The organism is Pseudomonas sp. OTU750018 (assembly GCF_011636575.1).
GTDB lineage: Bacteria > Pseudomonadota > Gammaproteobacteria > Pseudomonadales > Pseudomonadaceae > Aquipseudomonas > Aquipseudomonas peli.
This window is the reverse complement of record NZ_JAAPAU010000003.1, coordinates 499,232-517,051: the sequence shown is the minus strand read 5'-3', so window position 1 is coordinate 517,051 and position 17,820 is coordinate 499,232. Positions and strand designations below refer to the sequence as shown.

Sequence of the window (17,820 nt, the reverse complement as noted above, 5' to 3'; positions counted from 1 at the left end):
GCGTCACCCACCCTGCAGTTTGCTTAGGCAGCATCACGTTCTGCTCCCTGCCGATGGGCGGCGACCCGCTCGATCAGCGCTTGCAAGATCGCAGCGGACTCACCGATTACCGAAAGATCAGCGCGTTTGATCATGTCGCAGGTCGGGTCGAGGTTGATCGCCACCACTTTGTCGCAGGCACCGATGCCTTGCAGATGCTGGATCGCCCCGCTAATCCCCACCGCCACATACACCCGCGCGGTAACCCAGATGCCGGACGCGCCGACCTGGCGTTCGCGGCCCATAAAGCCATCGTCCACTGCCACTCGTGAGGCACCTTCGGTGGCACCCAGCGCCGCAGCGGCCTGATGGAACAGCGCCCAATCCTTCACGCCGTTGCCGCCAGAGAGAATAAATTCGGCCTCGGCCATGGGGATCTGCGCCGGGTCGACTGCCACCGCGCCCAAATCCTGAATCCGTAGCAAATGGCTGACCAGTGCTTCACTCAGCGCCAGCGGCCGTACTTCATGACGGGTTTCGCTGACCGGTTCGGCGCATTCCACCGCCGCCAGAATCAGGCGTGGCGCTGCTTGCACCAGGTCTTCCCGCCCTGCACCCGCACGCCCGCTGGCCATGCCATCGGCAACTTGCCAAACCCGCGTGGCCGGGCGCTCGCCAAGCTTGGCGGCCAGACGTCGGCCCAATTCACCACCACCGCTGCGGCTGTCGGGCAGCAACCAGTGGCGCGGCGTCAGTTGTCTTTCTACTGCGCCGAGGGCCAGCACTCGCGCTTCCGGGGCGTAGCCGTCGAAACCTTCGCCATCGAACTGCAGCAGACGGTCGACGCCGTTGCAGTCAAAGGCGCTTTCCTTGTGTTCACCAAAGATCACCGCAACCACCGCGCCGTCGCTACCCGCGAGCTTGTGCGCCAGGCCGAGCAGGTCCTTGTCGTGGGCACTCAGGCGGCCGCCGACCATATCCGGCACCACGGCGATATAGAATGCCGGTTGCTCGATCACATGCAGCGGCAACTGCACCACGGCGCTGGCCGTCGAGCGCTTGGCCGCGCCACCTTGCTGCGCGCCGGAACGATCAATACGTTTGAGGCCATTGGGGCCGATAAAGCCCACGGCATGCGGGTTCTTACGCAGCACTCCAGCGGCGCTGAGCCAGCTGGCCATCACCGGCTGTGCGGCGGCATGCAGCGGGTGCAGGCGGTTGCGGGCAATCCATTCGGCCCGTGGGTCGCGGCGGATGATGTCGCTCATGGGCTTACCTCAGCTGCTTCACGCGGGACGGATGCAGGCTTCTTCACCTCGACCACGCCCTCGATCAATACATCGGCCACCAGCTCGGCAATATCCTTGACCTCCGGACGCGGACCGACCACGCCTTCGAGCATCGCGGTGCACTGCGGGCAACCCACGGCGACCAGCTCGGCCGCGGTTTCCTTGATATCGACCATGCGCATGTCGGGGATGCGCTGCTTGCCGGGGATATCGGTGATCGGCGCGCCGCCGCCACCGCCGCAGCAACGGGAACGGAAGCCCGAGCGCTGCATTTCCTTCACCTCAATGCCGATGGCATTCAGCACATTGCGCGGCGCTTCGTACTCACCGTTGTAGCGGCCCAGGTAGCACGGGTCGTGGTAGGTGACCGAGCCGCCTTTGTGCTGGCCGAGGTTGAGTTTCTGGCCGCTGATCAGTTCATCCATATAGGTGCTGTGGTGCAGCACCGAATAGCGACCGCCCAGCTCGCCGTATTCGTTTTTCAGTACATGGAAACTGTGCGGGTCGCAGGTGACGATGCGTTTGAACTGATACTTAGCCAGGGTGGCGATATTGCGTTTGGCCAGCAGCTGGAAAGTAGCCTCGTCGCCGAGACGGCGGGCCACGTCGCCGCTGTCGCGCTCTTCCAGGCCGAGCACAGCGAAGTCGACCTTGGCGGCTTTCAGCACTTTGACAAAGGCGCGCAGGGTGCGCTGATTGCGCATATCGAAGGCACCGTCGCCGACCCAGAACAGCACATCCACATTTTGCTTGTCACTCATCAGCGGCAGGTTGAGATCCGCCGCCCAGTTCAACCGGCCACCCGGTGCGAAACCGCCGGGGTTGTCGGTGGCGATCAGGTTGTCCAGCACCTCTGCGCCCTTATTCGGCGTAGCGCCTTTCTCCAGCGTGAGATGGCGGCGCATATCGACGATGGCATCGACGTGCTCGATCATCATCGGGCACTCCTCAACGCAGGCGCGGCAGGTGGTGCACGACCACAGCGTTTCGGCATCGACCAGCGCCTTGCCATTTAGATTGACGATAGGCAAGTGTGGGCCACCGCCGTGTTCGCCAACTGGTTTTCCTGGGTAAGGCGAACCGGCAAAGTTGGCATCGGTGCCACCAGCCAGGCCGACCACCATGTCCTGAATCAGCTTCTTCGGGTTGAGCGGCTGGCCGGCGGCGAAGGCCGGGCAGGCCGCCTCGCACTTGCCGCACTGCACGCAGGCATCGAAGCCGAGCAGCTGGTTCCAGGTGAAGTCTGTGGGTTTTTCCACGCCCAGCGGGGCTTTCGAGTCATCCAGGTTTAGCGCTTTCAGCCCGGTCGAACGACCGCCAGCGAAGCGCTCGCTGCGGCGGTGCCAGGCCAGGTGCAGGGCGCCGGCGAAGGCGTGCTTCATCGGCCCGCCCCAGGTCATGCCGAAGAACAACTCGGACACGCCCCAAGCGATGCCTACCAGCAGAATCACCGCGAGCACCCAGCCACCAAAGTCTGCAGGCAGAACGCCGGCCACCGGCAAGGTGGCGATAAAGAAGCTGGCGGCAAACATCAGCAGGCTTTTCGGCAGGCGCATCCACGGGCCTTTCGACAGCCGCGCCGGCGGATCGAGACGGCGTTTGGCGACAAACAGCGCGCCGACAAACATCAACGCGGTGGCACCTAACAGGGCAAAGCCGAGGATGCGATTCTGCAGGCCAAAACCATGCACCAGAATCGCCAGCACCGCGGCCAAGACAAAGCCGCCGGCCGTGGCGACGTGGGTGTTGGCGATATATTTGTCGCGCGCCACCACATGGTGCAGATCGACCATATAACGCCGCGGTATGGCCAGCAGCCCGCCGAGCCAGTCGACTTTCGAAGCCCGACCGCGGCGCCACATCAAGAAGCGCTTGCCGGCGCCGAGCACGGCCAGGCCGAGGGCGGCGAAAAGCAGAATGGGGAGTAGGGTGTTCAACATGTGAGGCTCCCACCGCCAATGTCAGGGGATGATGCATTTCAGTCCCCTCTCCCCAAGAGGGAGAGGGAGCTAGACCGGGTCAAACCATCGATGTTGTGCTGGGCTCAGAAATCCTTGCACAACCGCAGCGCGTCATAGATCGCTGCATGGGTGTTGCGCTGGGCTACGCAGTCGCCGATACGGAACAGCAGATAGCCGTCACCCTTCTCAGCTAAACAAGGCTGCGGTTTGATCGCGAACAGCGCTTCCACATCGATCTGGCCCTTGTTGCGCGAGCCTTCCTTGAGCGCGTAGTACAGGCGCTCATCGGGACGCACGCCGTTTTCCACAACCACCTGATCGACCACCCGCTCCTCTTTCGCGCCGGTGTATTCGTTCTCCAGCACCGCCACCAGCTTGTCGCCTTCGCGGTAGACCTTCTCCAGCATCATGTCGCCGGTCATGATCACTTCTTTCGGGTACATGCTGCGGTAGTAAGTCGGGAACGTGGTGCCGCCCATGGCTACACCCGGCTTGATGTCGTCGGTGACGATCTCCACCTTGGCGCCCTTCTCGGCGATAAAGTCGGCCACCGACATGCCGCCGAATTCGCAAATGGTGTCGTACACCAGCACGTTATTGCCCGGTGCAACGGTGCCATCGAGGACGTCCCAGCTGCTCACAACCAGGCCTTCGGCGGCGCCCCAATGTTCGTTTTGCTCGATAAACGGGTGACCGCCGTTGGCCAGCACGACGATGTCTGGGCGCAGGTCGAGGATGCTCGCTTCATCAGCACCAGTACCCAGGCGCAGGTCGATATTCAGGCGGGCCAACTCCAGCTGGAACCAACGGGTAATGCCGGCCATCTGGTCGCGCTGCGGTGCCTTGGCGGCTAAAGTGATTTGCCCGCCGAGGCTGTCTTTCTTCTCGAACAGGGTCACATCGTGGCCACGCTCGGCAGCCACGCGCGCCGCTTCCATCCCGGCCGGGCCACCGCCAACAATCACCACCTTGCGCTTCGGTCCGCTGGTTTTCTCGATGATATGCGGCAGGCCCATGTATTCGCGGCTGGTCGCGGCGTTCTGGATGCACAGCACATCCAGACCTTGATACTGGCGGTCGATGCAATAGTTGGCACCGACGCACTGCTTGATCTGGTCGACCTGGCCCATCTTGATCTTGGCGATCAGGTGCGGGTCAGCGATGTGCGCGCGGGTCATGCCGACCATGTCGACGTAGCCGCCTTCGAGGATGCGCGTGGCTTGGTTCGGGTCTTTGATGTTCTGCGCGTGCAGCACCGGCACCTTGACCACTTCCTTGATCCCGGCGGCCAGGTGCAGAAACGGCTCCGGCGGGTAACTCATGTTGGGGATAACGTTGGCCAGGGTGTTGTGGGTGTCGGCACCAGAGCCAACCACGCCGATAAAGTCGATCAGGCCGGTGGCATCGTAATAGGCGGCGATCTGCTTCATGTCCTCGTGGGACAGGCCGTCCGGGTGGAACTCGTCACCGGAGATACGCAGGCCCACGCAGAAATCGGGACCGACCTCGGCGCGCACCGCTTTGATCACTTCCAGGCCGAACTTCATCCGGCCTTCAAAGGTGCCGCCCCACTCGTCAGTGCGCTTGTTGACCCGAGGCGACCAGAACTGGTCGATCATGTGCTGGTGCACGGCCGACAGCTCGACGCCGTCCAGGCCGCCGGCTTTGGCCCGGGCCGCCGCCTTGGCGAAGTCACCGATGACACGCCACATTTCCTCCGGCTCGATGGTCTTGCAGGTGGCGCGGTGTACCGGTTCGCGGATACCGGACGGCGACATCAGGGTCGGCCAGTCGAAGCCATCCCAGCGCGAGCGACGGCCCATGTGGGTAATCTGGATCATGATCTTGGCGCCATGCTTATGCATGGCATCCGCCAGGTTCTGGAAGTGCGGAATGATCCGGTCAGTCGACAGGTTCACCGAGCTCCACCAGCCGTGCGGGCTGTCGATGGAGACCACCGAGGAGCCACCGCAGATCGCCAGGCCGACGCCACCCTTGGCCTTCTCTTCGTAATACTTAACGTAACGCTCAGTGGTCATGCCGCCGTCGGTGGCCATGACCTCGGCGTGCGCGGTGGACACGATGCGGTTACGAATAGTCAGCTTGCCGATTTGGATCGGCTGGAACATTGCTTCGAAAGCCATGACTCGATCCTCGACTTAGCGCGGCTTGACGATAAACAGGCCATCATCGTGGCCCTCTTCGGAACCGCCATAGACCTGCTCGGCCACGGTGTGCAGTGTGCTGCCCTGGGCCTGAAGAATCTGATCCATGGCGCCGGCAAACCAGCCGGTGAACATGTAGTCGACCTTGCGCCCGCACTTGCCGTAGACGTACACGAAGGCCGAATGCTTGAGCTTTACCGAGGCGGTGCCAGCGGCCAGGTCGATGGCTTCAATCTCGAACAGCCCCCAGCCGCGTTGCGACAGGCGCTTCATGTAATGTTCGAACACCGCTACGCCAGACAGGCCATGGCACTCGGCCTCTTTCTCGCACCAGTGCCAGGCAGACTTGTAGCCGGCTTTGTAGAGAATCTCGGCGTAAGCCTCAGCGCCCAGTACCTCTTCGATACCGATATGGTTGTTGACGAAGAAATGCCGCGGCACATAGAGCATCGGCAGCGCGTCAGTGGTCCAGACGCCGGTTTCGTCGTCGACCTGGATAGGCATTTCGGGTGCGTGGGTGGCCATGTGTTCAGTGCTCCAGAATTCGTTGTCTTGCGTATTTGAAAGGTGCCGATGAATGCCTGTGGAGCCGCAGCGACAAGCGAGAGCAGTACGCATGTACGGCGAGCTTGTCGCGAGGACGCGACGCAGCTATCGGTGGGCGCAGTAGGCTCCGGAGGTATTCATCACTCGCCCCAGACGTCGGCCAGAACCCGTACCCAGTTCTCGCCCATGATCTTGCGCACCACACGCTCGGAATGGCCGCGTTTGAGCAGGGTCTCGGTGAGGTTGGGGAATTCGCCGACGGTGCGGATGCCCAGCGGGTTGATGATCTTGCCGAAGCTGGTAAGGCGGCGGGCGTAGCCCTTGTCGTGGGTCAGGTACTCGAAGAAGTCCTGGCCGTGGCCCTGGGTGAAGTCGGTGCCGATGCCGATGGCGTCTTCACCAACGATGTTCATCACGTATTCGATGGCTTCGGCGTAATCGTCGATGGTCGAGTCGATGCCTTTGGCCAGGAATGGCGCGAACATGGTCACGCCGACAAAGCCGCCGTGATCGGCAATAAATTTCAGCTCGGCATCGGACTTGTTGCGCGGATGCTCTTTCAGCCCCGACGGCAGGCAGTGGGAATAGGTGACCGGTTTTTTCGATTCGAGAATGACTTCTTCGCTGGTCTTCGAACCTACATGGGAGAGGTCGCACATGATGCCGACGCGGTTCATCTCGGCAACGATCTCGCGGCCGAAGCCGGACAGCCCGCCGTCACGCTCATAGCAGCCGGTGCCGACCAGGTTCTGGGTGTTGTAGCACATCTGCACAATGCCCACGCCGAGCTGCTTGAACACCTCGACATAGCCGATCTGATCTTCAAACGCATGGGCATTCTGGAAGCCGAAAAGGATGCCGGTCTTGCCCTGCGCCTTGGCGGTGCGAATGTCGGCGGTGGTGCGTACGGGCATCACCAGGTCGCTGTTCTCGCGGATCAGCTTCTGGCTGGCGGCGATGTTGTTCACCGTCGCCTGGAAGCCTTCCCACACCGATACGGTGCAGTTGGCGGCGGTCAGGCCGCCTTTGCGCATGTCTTCGAACAGTTCGCGGTTCCACTTGGCGATTATCAGCCCGTCAATAACGATGCTGTCGGCGTGTAATTCGGCTGGGCTCATCAGGCAGTCCCCTTTTAGCGGTGTCGCCAAACCCGTTGTTGGCGCTTTGGACTGAGCATATCCCTGGGGGCTCGGGCGACCCGGTGCAAAAACGACTGGGGTATTGCCGAAAGCGTCAAAGCCGGGTCGCCTATGGATAAGCCACCGAGTGAGCGGCCACCCGGCTGCATTGCCGGGCGTGCGGAAAGGTCGCGAGGGGAAGAAAAACGAAACCGCAGAAAGCACAAAGGGGAGCCTAGGCTCCCCTCTAATTGGGTGTGTGCTTTATTTTTATTATTTGGCGACTGTTATTGTTGTTTTATCGCTGTCTGTTGCGTCATCGCTTTCGGTGATTCCAAGTGGAACCAAGGGCAAACGTATTTTTTTGGTTACTGATACAGCAATCGCCATTGCCAAAACCCCTGCAATGATCCAACCGGCACACCGAGCTACCTCAAGGTAGTTTTATTCTTTTCGGCCTAGTTGCGGGAAAACCCGAATCACATACCCTTTCCAAAAAAATCTGTTTGCGACTCGTGGGTACTCTTGTTTTTGTTGTGCCTTGAGTCGGTACGATAGTTCTGCTGATGCTTGTTATTGTTTTTGTGCAGGAAATAAAGCACTCAGCGTGCCAACTTTAAAAATCACTTATAAATCAATAGCATATGAAAATACCAGGCAGCCTGACTGACACAAGCAGTCACCATTCTGGGGTGCTGCTACTCGTTTGTGTTCCCGTTGCTGGCTGAGCGGTAACACTTGTGCGCAGGTAATGGCGCACATTGGCGGGGCTAAAAAAATGCCCGCAGCAGACTGCGGGCAGCAAAGTGGCCATGAAGGCCTGAGTGTGGAGCCGTTACGGCGGGCGACCAACCCGCCAGCTCCGTTACTCGGCGGCAACCCCTTTCAGGTAGGGCGCAGGCGCGGCGCCGAGGTTGTTGAGCAGACGCTCGCTATACCAGTCGATAAAGTTGACCACGCCAAACTCGTAGGTTTTCGAGTACGGGCCGGGCTGATAAGCGGTCGAGTTGATGCCGCGCTGGTTTTCTTCGGCCAGACGGCGGTCCTGATCATTGGTGGCGTCCCACACCTGACGCAAGCGCGCGACGTCGTAGTCGACGCCTTCCACGGCATCCTTGTGCACCAGCCATTTGGTGGTGACCATGGTTTCCTGGGCACTGATCGGCCACACGGTGAAGACAATCATGTGATCGCCCATGCAGTGGTTCCACGAGTGCGGCAGGTGCAGGATGCGCATCGAGCCCAAGTCAGGATCGGTGATACGGCCCATGAGTTTCTTGCAGCCCTGCTTGCCGTCCATAGTCATGGACACAGTGCCCTTGAGCAGCGGCATGCGCACGATGCGGTTGCGCAGACCAAAGCTGGCATGGGCGTAGGGAATATTGTCTTTGTCCCAGCGACCCGTGCACTCCGCCACCTGATCCTTGAACGCCTGGGTGGCGCGCGGGTCGGTAACATCATCCCACTCCAGCAGGGTATTGAGCAGCTCGGGGTGCGAACCGTTGCAGTGGTAGCACTCGCGGTTGTTCTCCAGCACCAGCTTCCAGTTGGCCTTTTCCATCAAGGTGGTTTGCACGGCCACCTTGGTGTTTTCCATGTCGTACGGCTCCATGTAATGAGCCAGCGTACTGAGGAACTCATCAATGGCCGGTGGGTTTTCCGCCAGGGAAATAAAGATGTAACCACCTGCCACTTTGCAGTTGACCGGTTTAAGGCTGTAGTCCTTGAGGTCGAAATCCGCGCCCATTTCAGTGCCAGCAAACAGCAGGCGACCGTCGAGTTCGTAGGTCCACTGGTGATAAGGGCACACCAGCTTGGCCACCTTACCTTTGTCACTGGTGCACAGGCGCGAACCCCGGTGACGGCAGACGTTATGGAAGGCATGCACCACGCCATCAGCCCCGCGAATCACCATGATCGGGTTATCGCCGATCTGTAGGGTGAGGTAGTTACCCTTGGCCGGGATCTCACAGGTCATGCCGGCAATCAGCCATTCCTTGTGGAAGATCTCCTGCATGTCGATCTTGAACAGGCGCTCGTCGTTGTAGAACGGCTGCGGCAACGAAAAGGTGCGCTCGCGGCTTTGCAGCATCTCGGCGGTGGCCTTGCGTGCAGGCTCCAGCGGATCGCCCAGGCTCAGGGTGGAAGTGACGTCCATCGGTAACTCCTCAATGGCGACTCGCTCGGCGAGTTGCCGCAATAAAGTGGCTAGTCGGTATCACGCAAGGTGGCGTCATTGCCCCGTTCTACGCCCGCCGATGGCGACTGGATGAAAGAGGAATTCGCTCGTGACCTTTTTGCTTCGGCTGGCTGCGAGTGTGGCGCTGAGCGTGGGCCAAACCTTGTCTATGGACGACATGGTCACATCCGTTTCCGACGCGGCAAACCAAGGCCTGCGCGGCAGGTCGCGATAAGCATGTAAATGTCGCTGGCAGATAAATGAGCCCATCCGCCAGTGCGCACAATCCGCCCCATACAAGGCCGATGCCCGGCCGCGCGGAGAGACGTCCATGACGACGAACGACTTCCTCAACCCCATTACCACCCAGACCTGGAGCAACGGCCGCCACCTGGTACGTTGCGTCAAAGTCATCCAGGAAACCTGGGACGTGCGCACGTTCTGCTTTATGGCCGATCAGCCGGTGCTGTACTTCTTCAAACCAGGACAATTCGTCACCCTGGAACTGGAAATCGACGGCCAGCCGGTGATGCGCTCCTACACCATCTCCAGCTCGCCTTCCGTGCCCTACAGCTTTTCCATCACCATCAAGCGGGTGCCTGGCGGCAAGGTCTCCAACTGGTTGCATGACAACCTGCAGGAAGGCCAGGAGCTGCCGGTTCACGGCCCGGTCGGGCTGTTCAATGCCATCGACTTTCCCGCCGACAAGGTGCTCTACCTCAGCGGCGGCGTCGGCATCACGCCGGTGATGTCGATGGCGCGCTGGTTTTACGACACCAACGCCAATGTCGACATGGTGTTTGTGCACAGCGCGCGCTCACCGAAGGACATCATCTACCACCGCGAGCTGGAGCATATGGCCGCGCGGATCAACAACTTCAGCCTGCATGTGATTTGCGAGAAGCATGGGCTGGGTGAGGCTTGGGCCGGTTATCGCGGCTACCTCAACCAGAAGATGCTGGAGCTGATTGCCCCGGACTATCTGGATCGGGAAATTTTCTGCTGCGGCCCGACGCCGTACATGAATGCGGTCAAACGCCTGCTGGAAAGCAATGGCTTCGACATGCAGCACTACCACGAGGAGTCCTTTGGCGCGACGCCGGCGGATGTCCGTGAAGAAGCCAAGGAGCTCGCCGCCGAAGCCGCCGAAGCCCCCGCCGTGCCGGCTGCCGAACAGAATCAGGTGGCATTCACCAGCACCGGCAAGAGCATCCGCGTCGACCCAGGCGAAACCGTACACGCTGCCGCAGCCAAGCTTGGTCTGCATATCCCCAAAGCCTGTGGCATGGGCATTTGCGGCACCTGCAAGGTAATGAAAACCTCAGGCGAGGTGAGCATGGAGCACAACGGCGGGATCACCGACGAAGATGTCGCCGAGGGCTATATTCTGTCCTGCTGCAGCGTGCCGCAGGGTGATGTGGCAATCGAGTACTAAGCACTGCGTATCGACCGTCGCGCACACAGCAAAACGCCGCACTCGCCTTCAAGGCCAGTGCGGCGTTTTGGTTTTGTAGGAGGGCTGGGCGGCACGCCGCTTCAGCCGCGACAAGCGATTAACAGCTCGCCGCTAAAGCGCCTCCCACAAAGCGTGTAGGAGCCAGATCCCTGCCAAGCAAAAGCATCGCAAGCAAGCTGGCTCCTACAGGTTATTCAGCGAGGCTTAGAGCCTGACACTGGCGAAGGTCGACTCCCCCTGCGCCCGCGTCAGCGCGGCCATGGCCGAGGATGGTGATGGGCGCATGAGGTCTTCCGGCATGGGCAGCAGCGCCACCACATTGCCGCCCTGCTGGCCCGCGCGCTCGTCACGCGGCGGGATGCCGAAGTATTCGCGGTAGCACTTGGAGAAGTGCGGGGTGGAAACAAAACCGCAGACAGAAGCCACTTCGATAATCGACATGCTGGTCTGCTTGAGCAGCTGGCGGGCGCGAATCAGGCGCAGCTTGAGGTAGTAACGCGACGGCGAGCAGTGCAGGTACTTCTGGAACAGGCGCTCCAGCTGGCGACGCGAGACATCGACATACAGCGCCAGCTGATCGAGGTCGATCGGCTCTTCCAGGTTGGCTTCCATCAGCGCGACGATCTCCTGCAGCTTCGGCTGGTTGGTGCCAAGCATGTGCTTGAGCGGCACGCGCTGGTGATCCTGCTCGTTACGGATGCGCTCGTAGATAAACATTTCAGAAATTGCCGCTGCCAGTTCGCGGCCATGCTCGCGGCCGATCACATGCAGCATCATGTCCATCGGCGCGGTGCCGCCGGAGCTGGTGTGGCGATTGCGATCTATCGAGAACAGGCGAGTGCTGACTGCTGCGCGAGGGAAGGCTTCCTGCATCGAGGCCAGGCACTCCCAGTGCACGCTGCAATCAAAACCATCGAGCAGCCCGGCCTTGGCCAGCGCCCAGCTACCGGTGCACACCGCACCCAGTTGAGCGCCATGGCGGGCCTGGCTTTGCAGCCACTGCACGTGCTCACGGGTGACGCTGTGCTGAATGTCCACACCGCCGCAGACGATCACTGCATCTAGGCGCGGTGCCGTAATCAGGCTGGCATCCGGGGTGATCTGCAGGCCATCACTGGCGCAAACCGGCAGGCCGCTTTGGCTGAGGGTGTGCCAGCGGTACAACTCCTTACCGGACAACTGGTTGGCCATGCGCAGCGGCTCGACGGCAGACGCCAGGGAAATCAAGGTGAAGTTGTCGAGCAGGAGAAAGCCGATGGACTGCGGAGCACGGCTCTGGGGTTGTGCCCCTTGAGTGAACTGTGACATCAGGTAAACCCTCACGCGAAGCAAAGCACGGTAGTGAGCCCCTCTATGCGGTGGCTCTTTTTATGGTTCTGGGACTGCACAACGCCAGATCGACCATCAGCACAACGCAAAGGCCGTGCCTAAATTGATTGGGCGTTCAATTAAAAACAGAGGGATCGGCCCAACGCTAGTGACACTAGGCGTTGGCAGGAGCGACAGAAGCATTCTGATTACGACCGCAAACGCCCATTCGACGGGCGCTTGAGCATTTCGGTAGCACTGCCAGGCAAGTGCTTTGTCACCCCGCTACGCAGGGTAAAAACGGCGCGGTAACGGACCAACGGGCAGGCCATATTCAGCAGCGTTGCGCTGCCCTTTGCCACTGTGCCGAACAACCACGCACCACAAATGTGCACGCAGATCTGAACGTGCGCATCAGCATTCAACAGCGCTAACGGCCAACCCGCCGCGCGAGGTTTCCTTGTACTTGTCATGCATATCGGCGCCGGTGTCGCGCATGGTGCGGATCACCCGGTCCAGTGAGATAAAGTGCTCGCCGTCGCCACGCAGGGCCATCTGCGCCGCGTTGATCGCCTTCACTGCAGCAATCGCGTTGCGCTCGATGCACGGCACTTGCACCAGGCCACCGACCGGGTCACAGGTCAGACCTAGGTTATGTTCCAGACCGATTTCGGCGGCGTTTTCCACCTGACCAGGGGTGGCCCCGAGAATCTCCGCCAGCCCTGCAGCGGCCATGGCGCAGGCCGAACCGACCTCACCCTGACAACCGACCTCAGCCCCGGAGATCGACGCGTTCTTCTTGCACAGAATGCCGATGGCGGCAGCGGCCAGCAGGTAATCCACCACATTGGCCTCAGTCACCGCCGGGCTGAAGCGCACGTAGTAATGCAGCACAGCCGGGATGATTCCCGCCGCACCATTGGTCGGCGCTGTGACCATGCGCCCGCCGGCGGCGTTTTCCTCATTCACCGCCAGGGCGAACAGGTTGACCCACTCCATGCCACTGAGGGTCGAGCCGATCACGTTGGGCTTGCTCATTTCCTGCAGGCTGCGGTGCAGCTTGGCGGCGCGGCGCTTCACATTCAGCCCACCGGGCAAAATGCCCTCGTGCTGCAAACCCTGCTCGACGCACTCGCGCATGGCCTGCCACAGGCGCATCAGGCCGCTGCGGATTTCGGCTTCGCTGCGCCAGGCTTTCTCGTTAGCCATCATCAGCTCGGAAACCCGCAGGCCATGAGCCTTGCACAGGCTTAGCAGCTCCTCCGCGCTATTGAAGTCATACGGCAGCTGCGTGTGATCCTGATCCAGCTGACCACTGGCGGCCTGCTCGGCGTCCACGACAAAACCGCCGCCCACCGAGTAATAGGTGTTTTCGTGCAGCAGGCTGCCATCGGCGGCAAACGCACTGAGGGTCATGGCGTTGGGGTGATACGGCAGGTTTTCTTCCAGCAGCAGCATGTCGCGCGACCAGTCGAAGCCGATGCTGACCCGCCCACCGAGCGGCAACTGCCCGCTGGCCAGCAGCTGCGCGATACGCGGTTCGATGCTGCTCGGGTCGACCTGATCCGGCCATTCGCCCATCAGCCCCATGATCACCGCACGGTCGCTGCCGTGGCCAACACCGGTGGCCGATAGCGAACCGTACAGACGCACCTGCAACCGCGCTGTACGTTCCAGCAAACGCCGCTCGGCCAATGCGCCGCTGAACAGCGCCGCTGCACGCATCGGTCCGACGGTATGCGAACTGGACGGCCCAATGCCGATCTTGAACAGGTCAAACACGCTGATAGCCACACCACTCTCCTGCACGATTGCTACATGCAGGCATGATCAGGATTTCCCCACGCTACCGCCGCTCCACACCGACCCGCCCATATCTAAATCCGTCAGCGCCGCAAACGAACGCGACGTGTGCGACAGCACGCAGTTTCAAGCGCCGCTGCAGCAATTCACGACAGCAGCGTTCTACTTGCGACTTCACGCATAGGCAGCGAAGGAAATCTGTCGGCATGATCGCCGCGCCCATGGACCGGCCAGCTGCATTCGCCTGCCACCCGTGGCCCGACTGCGCGCTTGTACGCGCGCCCTGTCACTGCAACCGGGAGAGGCTTGATGACACGCAACAAACGCTGGCTGCTGGCCGCCACCTTCTGCACCACCCCGCTGCTGGCCCAGGCCGCAGAGCCGGCGCAATGCGGGCTGATTCGCTTTGCCGATGTCGGTTGGACTGACATCACCGTGACCACCGCCGTCACGCGGCAGGTATTCAGTGAATTGGGCTACCGCACCCAGGTCAAACGCTTGTCCGTGCCCGACACCTACAAAGCCATGCAGGACGGCAAGATCGACGTGTTCCTCGGCAACTGGATGCCGAGCATGGAAAACGACATCAAACCCTACGCCGCCAACGGCTCGGTAAAGACCCTCGGCGCCAACCTCATCGGTGCCAAATACACCCTGGCGGTGAACCAGGCGGCGTATGACGGCGGCGTGAAAAACTTCGCCGATCTCGCGCGCTTCAGTAAAGAACTGGGCGGCAAACTCTACGGAATCGAACCGGGCAACGATGGCAATAAGCTGATCCAGTCAATGATCGACAAGAACGCCTTCGGCCTGGCCGGGTTCAGCCTGGTGGAGTCCAGCGAGAACGGCATGCTGGCCCAGGTCAAACGCGCCGAGCACCTCAAACAGTGGGTGGTATTTCTCGGCTGGGCGCCGCACCCGATGAACAACCAGTTGCAGATGCATTATCTGGACGGCGGTGATGAGTTCTTCGGCCCCAACTACGGCGGCGCAACTGTGTATACCAACGTGCGCGCAGGCCTGGCCGAGCAGTGCCCGAATGTCACCCAACTGCTGAAAAATCTGCGCTTCAGCCTGGAGATGGAGAGCTACCTGATGGGCGCCATCCTCAACAAAAACACCAACCCGCGACGCGAGGCCAAAGCCTGGTTGAAGGCTAATCCGCAGACGCGGGCGAGCTGGCTGGAAGGCGTCACACGATTGAACGGTCAATCAATAAAAACCGCCGAAAACCTCGCCAGTGGAAATTAATTTGTCATTTTTTCCGAACAGCGCGCAGCCCCCAGCGCACAGTGCCTGTGGCCATTTGAAACGCTGCAAACCACGGCCGCTGTGGCTTGCAGCCTTGGCAACGGAACAAACAAGTCTGTTATGGTTTTTAAAGCGTCTGTCGCCGCGCAACACGTCAGAGTCGCAAACCGACAATTGCGACAGGCCGAAGACTATATCGTTGAGTCAGCCGATTTCGTCGCTGTCGCCTTAGCAGGGTCGACAGACCGGGCGCCCACAGCCCCGGACCGAAGAATATATAAGTGCTGGCTCACCACGTGATGGGTGCCAGCCCAACAAGAAATTTCGGATGTACGCGCGCCTCGGGTCGAGGTGTGTAAAACCCAAGGATGGGACTTCGTAACACTGCCAGAGGGTTTGGAACGCGGTTTGCAGCACGGCACAGCAAGGTTGACTCAACAGTACGCCCCCATAGCGTCCATTGCCCACAAGGCAACCGGAGCGTTGCAGCGGTTGTGCCTGAGCTCCCTGAATGTGTTGCGCGGCAAGGCACGGCCCCGACCCCGGAACCCAGTAAACCCACACAGGCAAGAACAGTCGGCATCACCGTACGTACGCCAGCTGGCGTAGGCGCGGTTCCGCAGCACTGATCTGGATGTCTACTGAAGGGGAATCATCCCATGCAGTCTGGAAAAATCGTCGTCGAAAACCTCTACAAGGTGTTCGGCGCAGAGCCACAAGAAGCCATTGACCTGCTCAAACAGGGCTGGAGCAAGGAACGAATTCTTGCGGAGAAAGGCGCGGTAATCGGCGTCAGCGACGTGTCCTTCAGCGTCGAGGAAGGTGAAATTTTCGTGCTGATGGGCCTCTCCGGCTCCGGCAAATCCACCCTGATCCGCCTGATCAACCGCCTGGTTGAACCCAGCGGCGGCAACGTCTACATCGACGGGCAGAACGTCGCCAAGATGCCCAAGGCGGAGCTGATCGATCTGCGCCGCCGCGACATGAGCATGGTCTTTCAGTCCTTCGCCCTGATGCCTTCACGCAGCGTGCTGGACAACGCCGCCTTCGGCCTGGAAGTGGCCGGCAAGAGTAAGAAGGTGCGCGAAGAGCGCGCCATGCAAGTACTCAAGCAGGTTGGCCTGGACACCTTTGCGCACAAGATGCCGCATGAGCTGTCCGGCGGCATGCAGCAGCGCGTCGGCCTGGCCCGCGCCCTGGCGGTTGACCCGTCAATGATCATCATGGACGAGGCGTTTTCTGCCCTCGACCCGCTCAAGCGCCGTGAGATGCAAGACGTGCTGCTGGAGCTGCAAAAGACCGACCGCCGCACCATCATCTTCGTCTCCCACGACATCGAAGAAGCCATGCGCATCGGCACCCGCATCGGCATCATGGAAGGCGGCAAACTGGTTCAGGTCGGCACCCCGCAGGAGCTGATCGACAACCCCGCCAACGATTACGTGCGTAACTTCTTCAACACCGTCGACACCAACCGCTACCTCACCGCCGGCCAGCTGATGGCCAACAGCGTGCCGATCTACGTGCACAACGGCAAAGCGCCGGATGCGCAGAAGGTCTGCCAGGAGCTGCAGGCGCTGGACAAGCACTACGCCTTTGTCGTCGACGAGCAGAACAACTTCCAGGGCTCTATCAGCCTGGAAAAAATCGCCCTACTCGTCGAAGGCGGCGCGACATGCAGCCTTGACGCGAACGTGCTCAAGCATATCAACCCTGTTTCCGAAGGCACCCCGCTGGATCAGGTGATTGAACGCCTGGTGGACAACGAAGGACCGATTCCGGTGATTGACGCGCACGGCCACTACAGCGGCGCAATCAGTAAAGGTCGCCTGTTGACCCGCCTGCAGGGAGAGTCCCATGAGTGAGAAACAGCTCGACCTGGGCAGCTGGGTCAATGACGTGGTACAGCACCTGCTGGACAACTACAGCGATGGCTTCGACAGCATCGGCGCCGTGGTCAACGGCTTCTCCGAAGGCATCGAATGGCTGCTGATGCTGCCACCGGCCTGGCTGCTGATTGCCATCTTTATCGGCCTCGGCCTGTGGCGCATCGGCTACAAGTTCGCCATCTTCACCGCTATCTCCTTCGTACTGATCGTACTCACCGGCTTCTGGGAACAGACCGTGGTAACCCTCGGCCTGACCTTCTCGGCCACGCTGATCAGCCTGCTACTCGGCATTCCCCTCGGCATATGGGCCGCGCGCAGCGAGCGGGTAGCGACCATCATCCGGCCGATTCTCGACTTTATGCAGACCATGCCGGCGTTCGTTTACCTGATTCCCGCCGCCATGCTCTTCGGCCTCGGCCGTGTGCCGGGGATCATCGCCACGGTGATCTTCGCCATGCCCCCGGCGGTGCGCTTGACCAACCTCGGCATCCGCCAGGTGAATAAAGAGATCATCGAAGCCGGCCAATCCTTCGGCTGCACGCCGCGTCAGCTACTGTTCAAAGTGCAGCTGCCGAACGCCATGCCGTCGATCATGGCCGGGGTCAACCAGACCATCATGATGGCCCTGTCGATGGTGATCATTGCCTCGATGGTCGGCGCCGGCGGCCTGGGTAACGACGTACTGGCGAGTATTCAGCGCCTGGACATCGGCCTTGGTTTCGAAAGCGGCATGGCCGTGGTGTTGCTGGCGATCATTCTCGACCGCATCACCGAAAGCTTCGGCACCCCACAAACCGCCAAGCGCAGCAGTCTGTTCAGTTGGTTCAGCGGCAAGCTTCAACGCCAGTAATCTAAATTTAACCATCACAGGGAATC

At 60.7% G+C, this 17,820-nt stretch carries 12 protein-coding genes; 4 read left to right on the top strand and 8 right to left on the bottom strand.

Going from position 1 to position 17,820, the window contains the following annotated elements:
• Window positions 1–23: 23 nt before the first annotated feature.
• From etfA to gbcA, 6 genes are all read right to left on the bottom strand, one after another.
• A complete protein-coding gene (gene etfA / locus HCI85_RS17975; protein WP_167146702.1) occupies window positions 24–1,247 on the bottom strand; it encodes an electron transfer flavoprotein subunit alpha in 1,224 nt (407 codons plus the stop codon).
• Window positions 1,244–3,208 carry a dimethylglycine demethylation protein DgcB gene (gene dgcB, locus HCI85_RS17970; RefSeq protein WP_167146699.1) on the bottom strand — a complete coding sequence of 655 codons (1,965 nt, stop codon included), beginning with the start codon at window positions 3,206–3,208 and terminating at the stop codon, window positions 1,244–1,246. Before dgcB ends, etfA begins: the two co-directional genes overlap by 4 nt.
• A gap of 104 nt (window positions 3,209–3,312) precedes the next feature.
• Window positions 3,313–5,373: a dimethylglycine demethylation protein DgcA gene (dgcA, locus tag HCI85_RS17965; RefSeq protein WP_160089618.1), complete on the bottom strand. Its 2,061-nt coding sequence runs from the start codon at window positions 5,371–5,373 to the stop codon at window positions 3,313–3,315.
• Window positions 5,374–5,388: 15 nt separating this feature from the next.
• Window positions 5,389–5,919, bottom strand: a complete 531-nt coding sequence (locus HCI85_RS17960) for a DUF5943 domain-containing protein (RefSeq protein WP_167146696.1) — start codon at window positions 5,917–5,919, stop codon at window positions 5,389–5,391.
• Between the two features lie 161 nt (window positions 5,920–6,080).
• On the bottom strand, window positions 6,081–7,058 hold the full coding sequence (locus HCI85_RS17955) for a dipeptidase (RefSeq protein WP_090254964.1): 978 nt from the start codon (window positions 7,056–7,058) through the stop codon (window positions 6,081–6,083).
• Between the two features lie 865 nt (window positions 7,059–7,923).
• Window positions 7,924–9,216 carry a glycine-betaine demethylase subunit GbcA gene (gene gbcA / locus HCI85_RS17950; protein WP_167146693.1) on the bottom strand — a complete coding sequence of 431 codons (1,293 nt, stop codon included), beginning with the start codon at window positions 9,214–9,216 and terminating at the stop codon, window positions 7,924–7,926.
• A 352-nt stretch (window positions 9,217–9,568) separates the two neighbouring features.
• Here gbcA and gbcB point away from each other — a divergent pair, with 352 nt between their 5' ends.
• A complete protein-coding gene (gene gbcB, locus HCI85_RS17945; RefSeq protein ID WP_167146690.1) occupies window positions 9,569–10,672 on the top strand; it encodes a glycine-betaine demethylase subunit GbcB in 1,104 nt (367 codons plus the stop codon).
• A 225-nt stretch (window positions 10,673–10,897) separates the two neighbouring features.
• On the opposite strand, the gene gbdR is transcribed toward gbcB, so the two are convergent.
• Window positions 10,898–12,001 carry a choline metabolism transcriptional regulator GbdR gene (gene gbdR, locus HCI85_RS17940; protein ID WP_167146687.1) on the bottom strand — a complete coding sequence of 368 codons (1,104 nt, stop codon included), beginning with the start codon at window positions 11,999–12,001 and terminating at the stop codon, window positions 10,898–10,900.
• A 414-nt stretch (window positions 12,002–12,415) separates the two neighbouring features.
• The gene (locus HCI85_RS17935) at window positions 12,416–13,795 is read right to left on the bottom strand and encodes an L-serine ammonia-lyase (protein ID WP_167146684.1); all 1,380 of its coding nucleotides are present in this window, start codon (window positions 13,793–13,795) and stop codon (window positions 12,416–12,418) included.
• A gap of 318 nt (window positions 13,796–14,113) precedes the next feature.
• On the opposite strand from HCI85_RS17935, the gene choX reads away from it, so the two are divergent.
• The 3 genes from choX to HCI85_RS17920 all read left to right on the top strand — a co-directional run bounded on the left by choX (window position 14,114) and on the right by HCI85_RS17920 (window position 17,794).
• Window positions 14,114–15,055: a choline ABC transporter substrate-binding protein gene (choX, locus tag HCI85_RS17930; RefSeq protein WP_167146681.1), complete on the top strand. Its 942-nt coding sequence runs from the start codon at window positions 14,114–14,116 to the stop codon at window positions 15,053–15,055.
• 659 nt (window positions 15,056–15,714) lie between these two features.
• Window positions 15,715–16,920, top strand: coding sequence for a quaternary amine ABC transporter ATP-binding protein (locus HCI85_RS17925; protein ID WP_090254952.1), 1,206 nt, complete (start codon window positions 15,715–15,717; stop codon window positions 16,918–16,920).
• Window positions 16,913–17,794 (top strand): ABC transporter permease, encoded by an 882-nt coding sequence (locus HCI85_RS17920; RefSeq protein ID WP_090254950.1) that lies wholly within the window; start codon window positions 16,913–16,915, stop codon window positions 17,792–17,794. The genes HCI85_RS17925 and HCI85_RS17920 overlap by 8 nt, the downstream gene beginning before the upstream one ends.
• Window positions 17,795–17,820 lie beyond the last annotated feature (26 nt).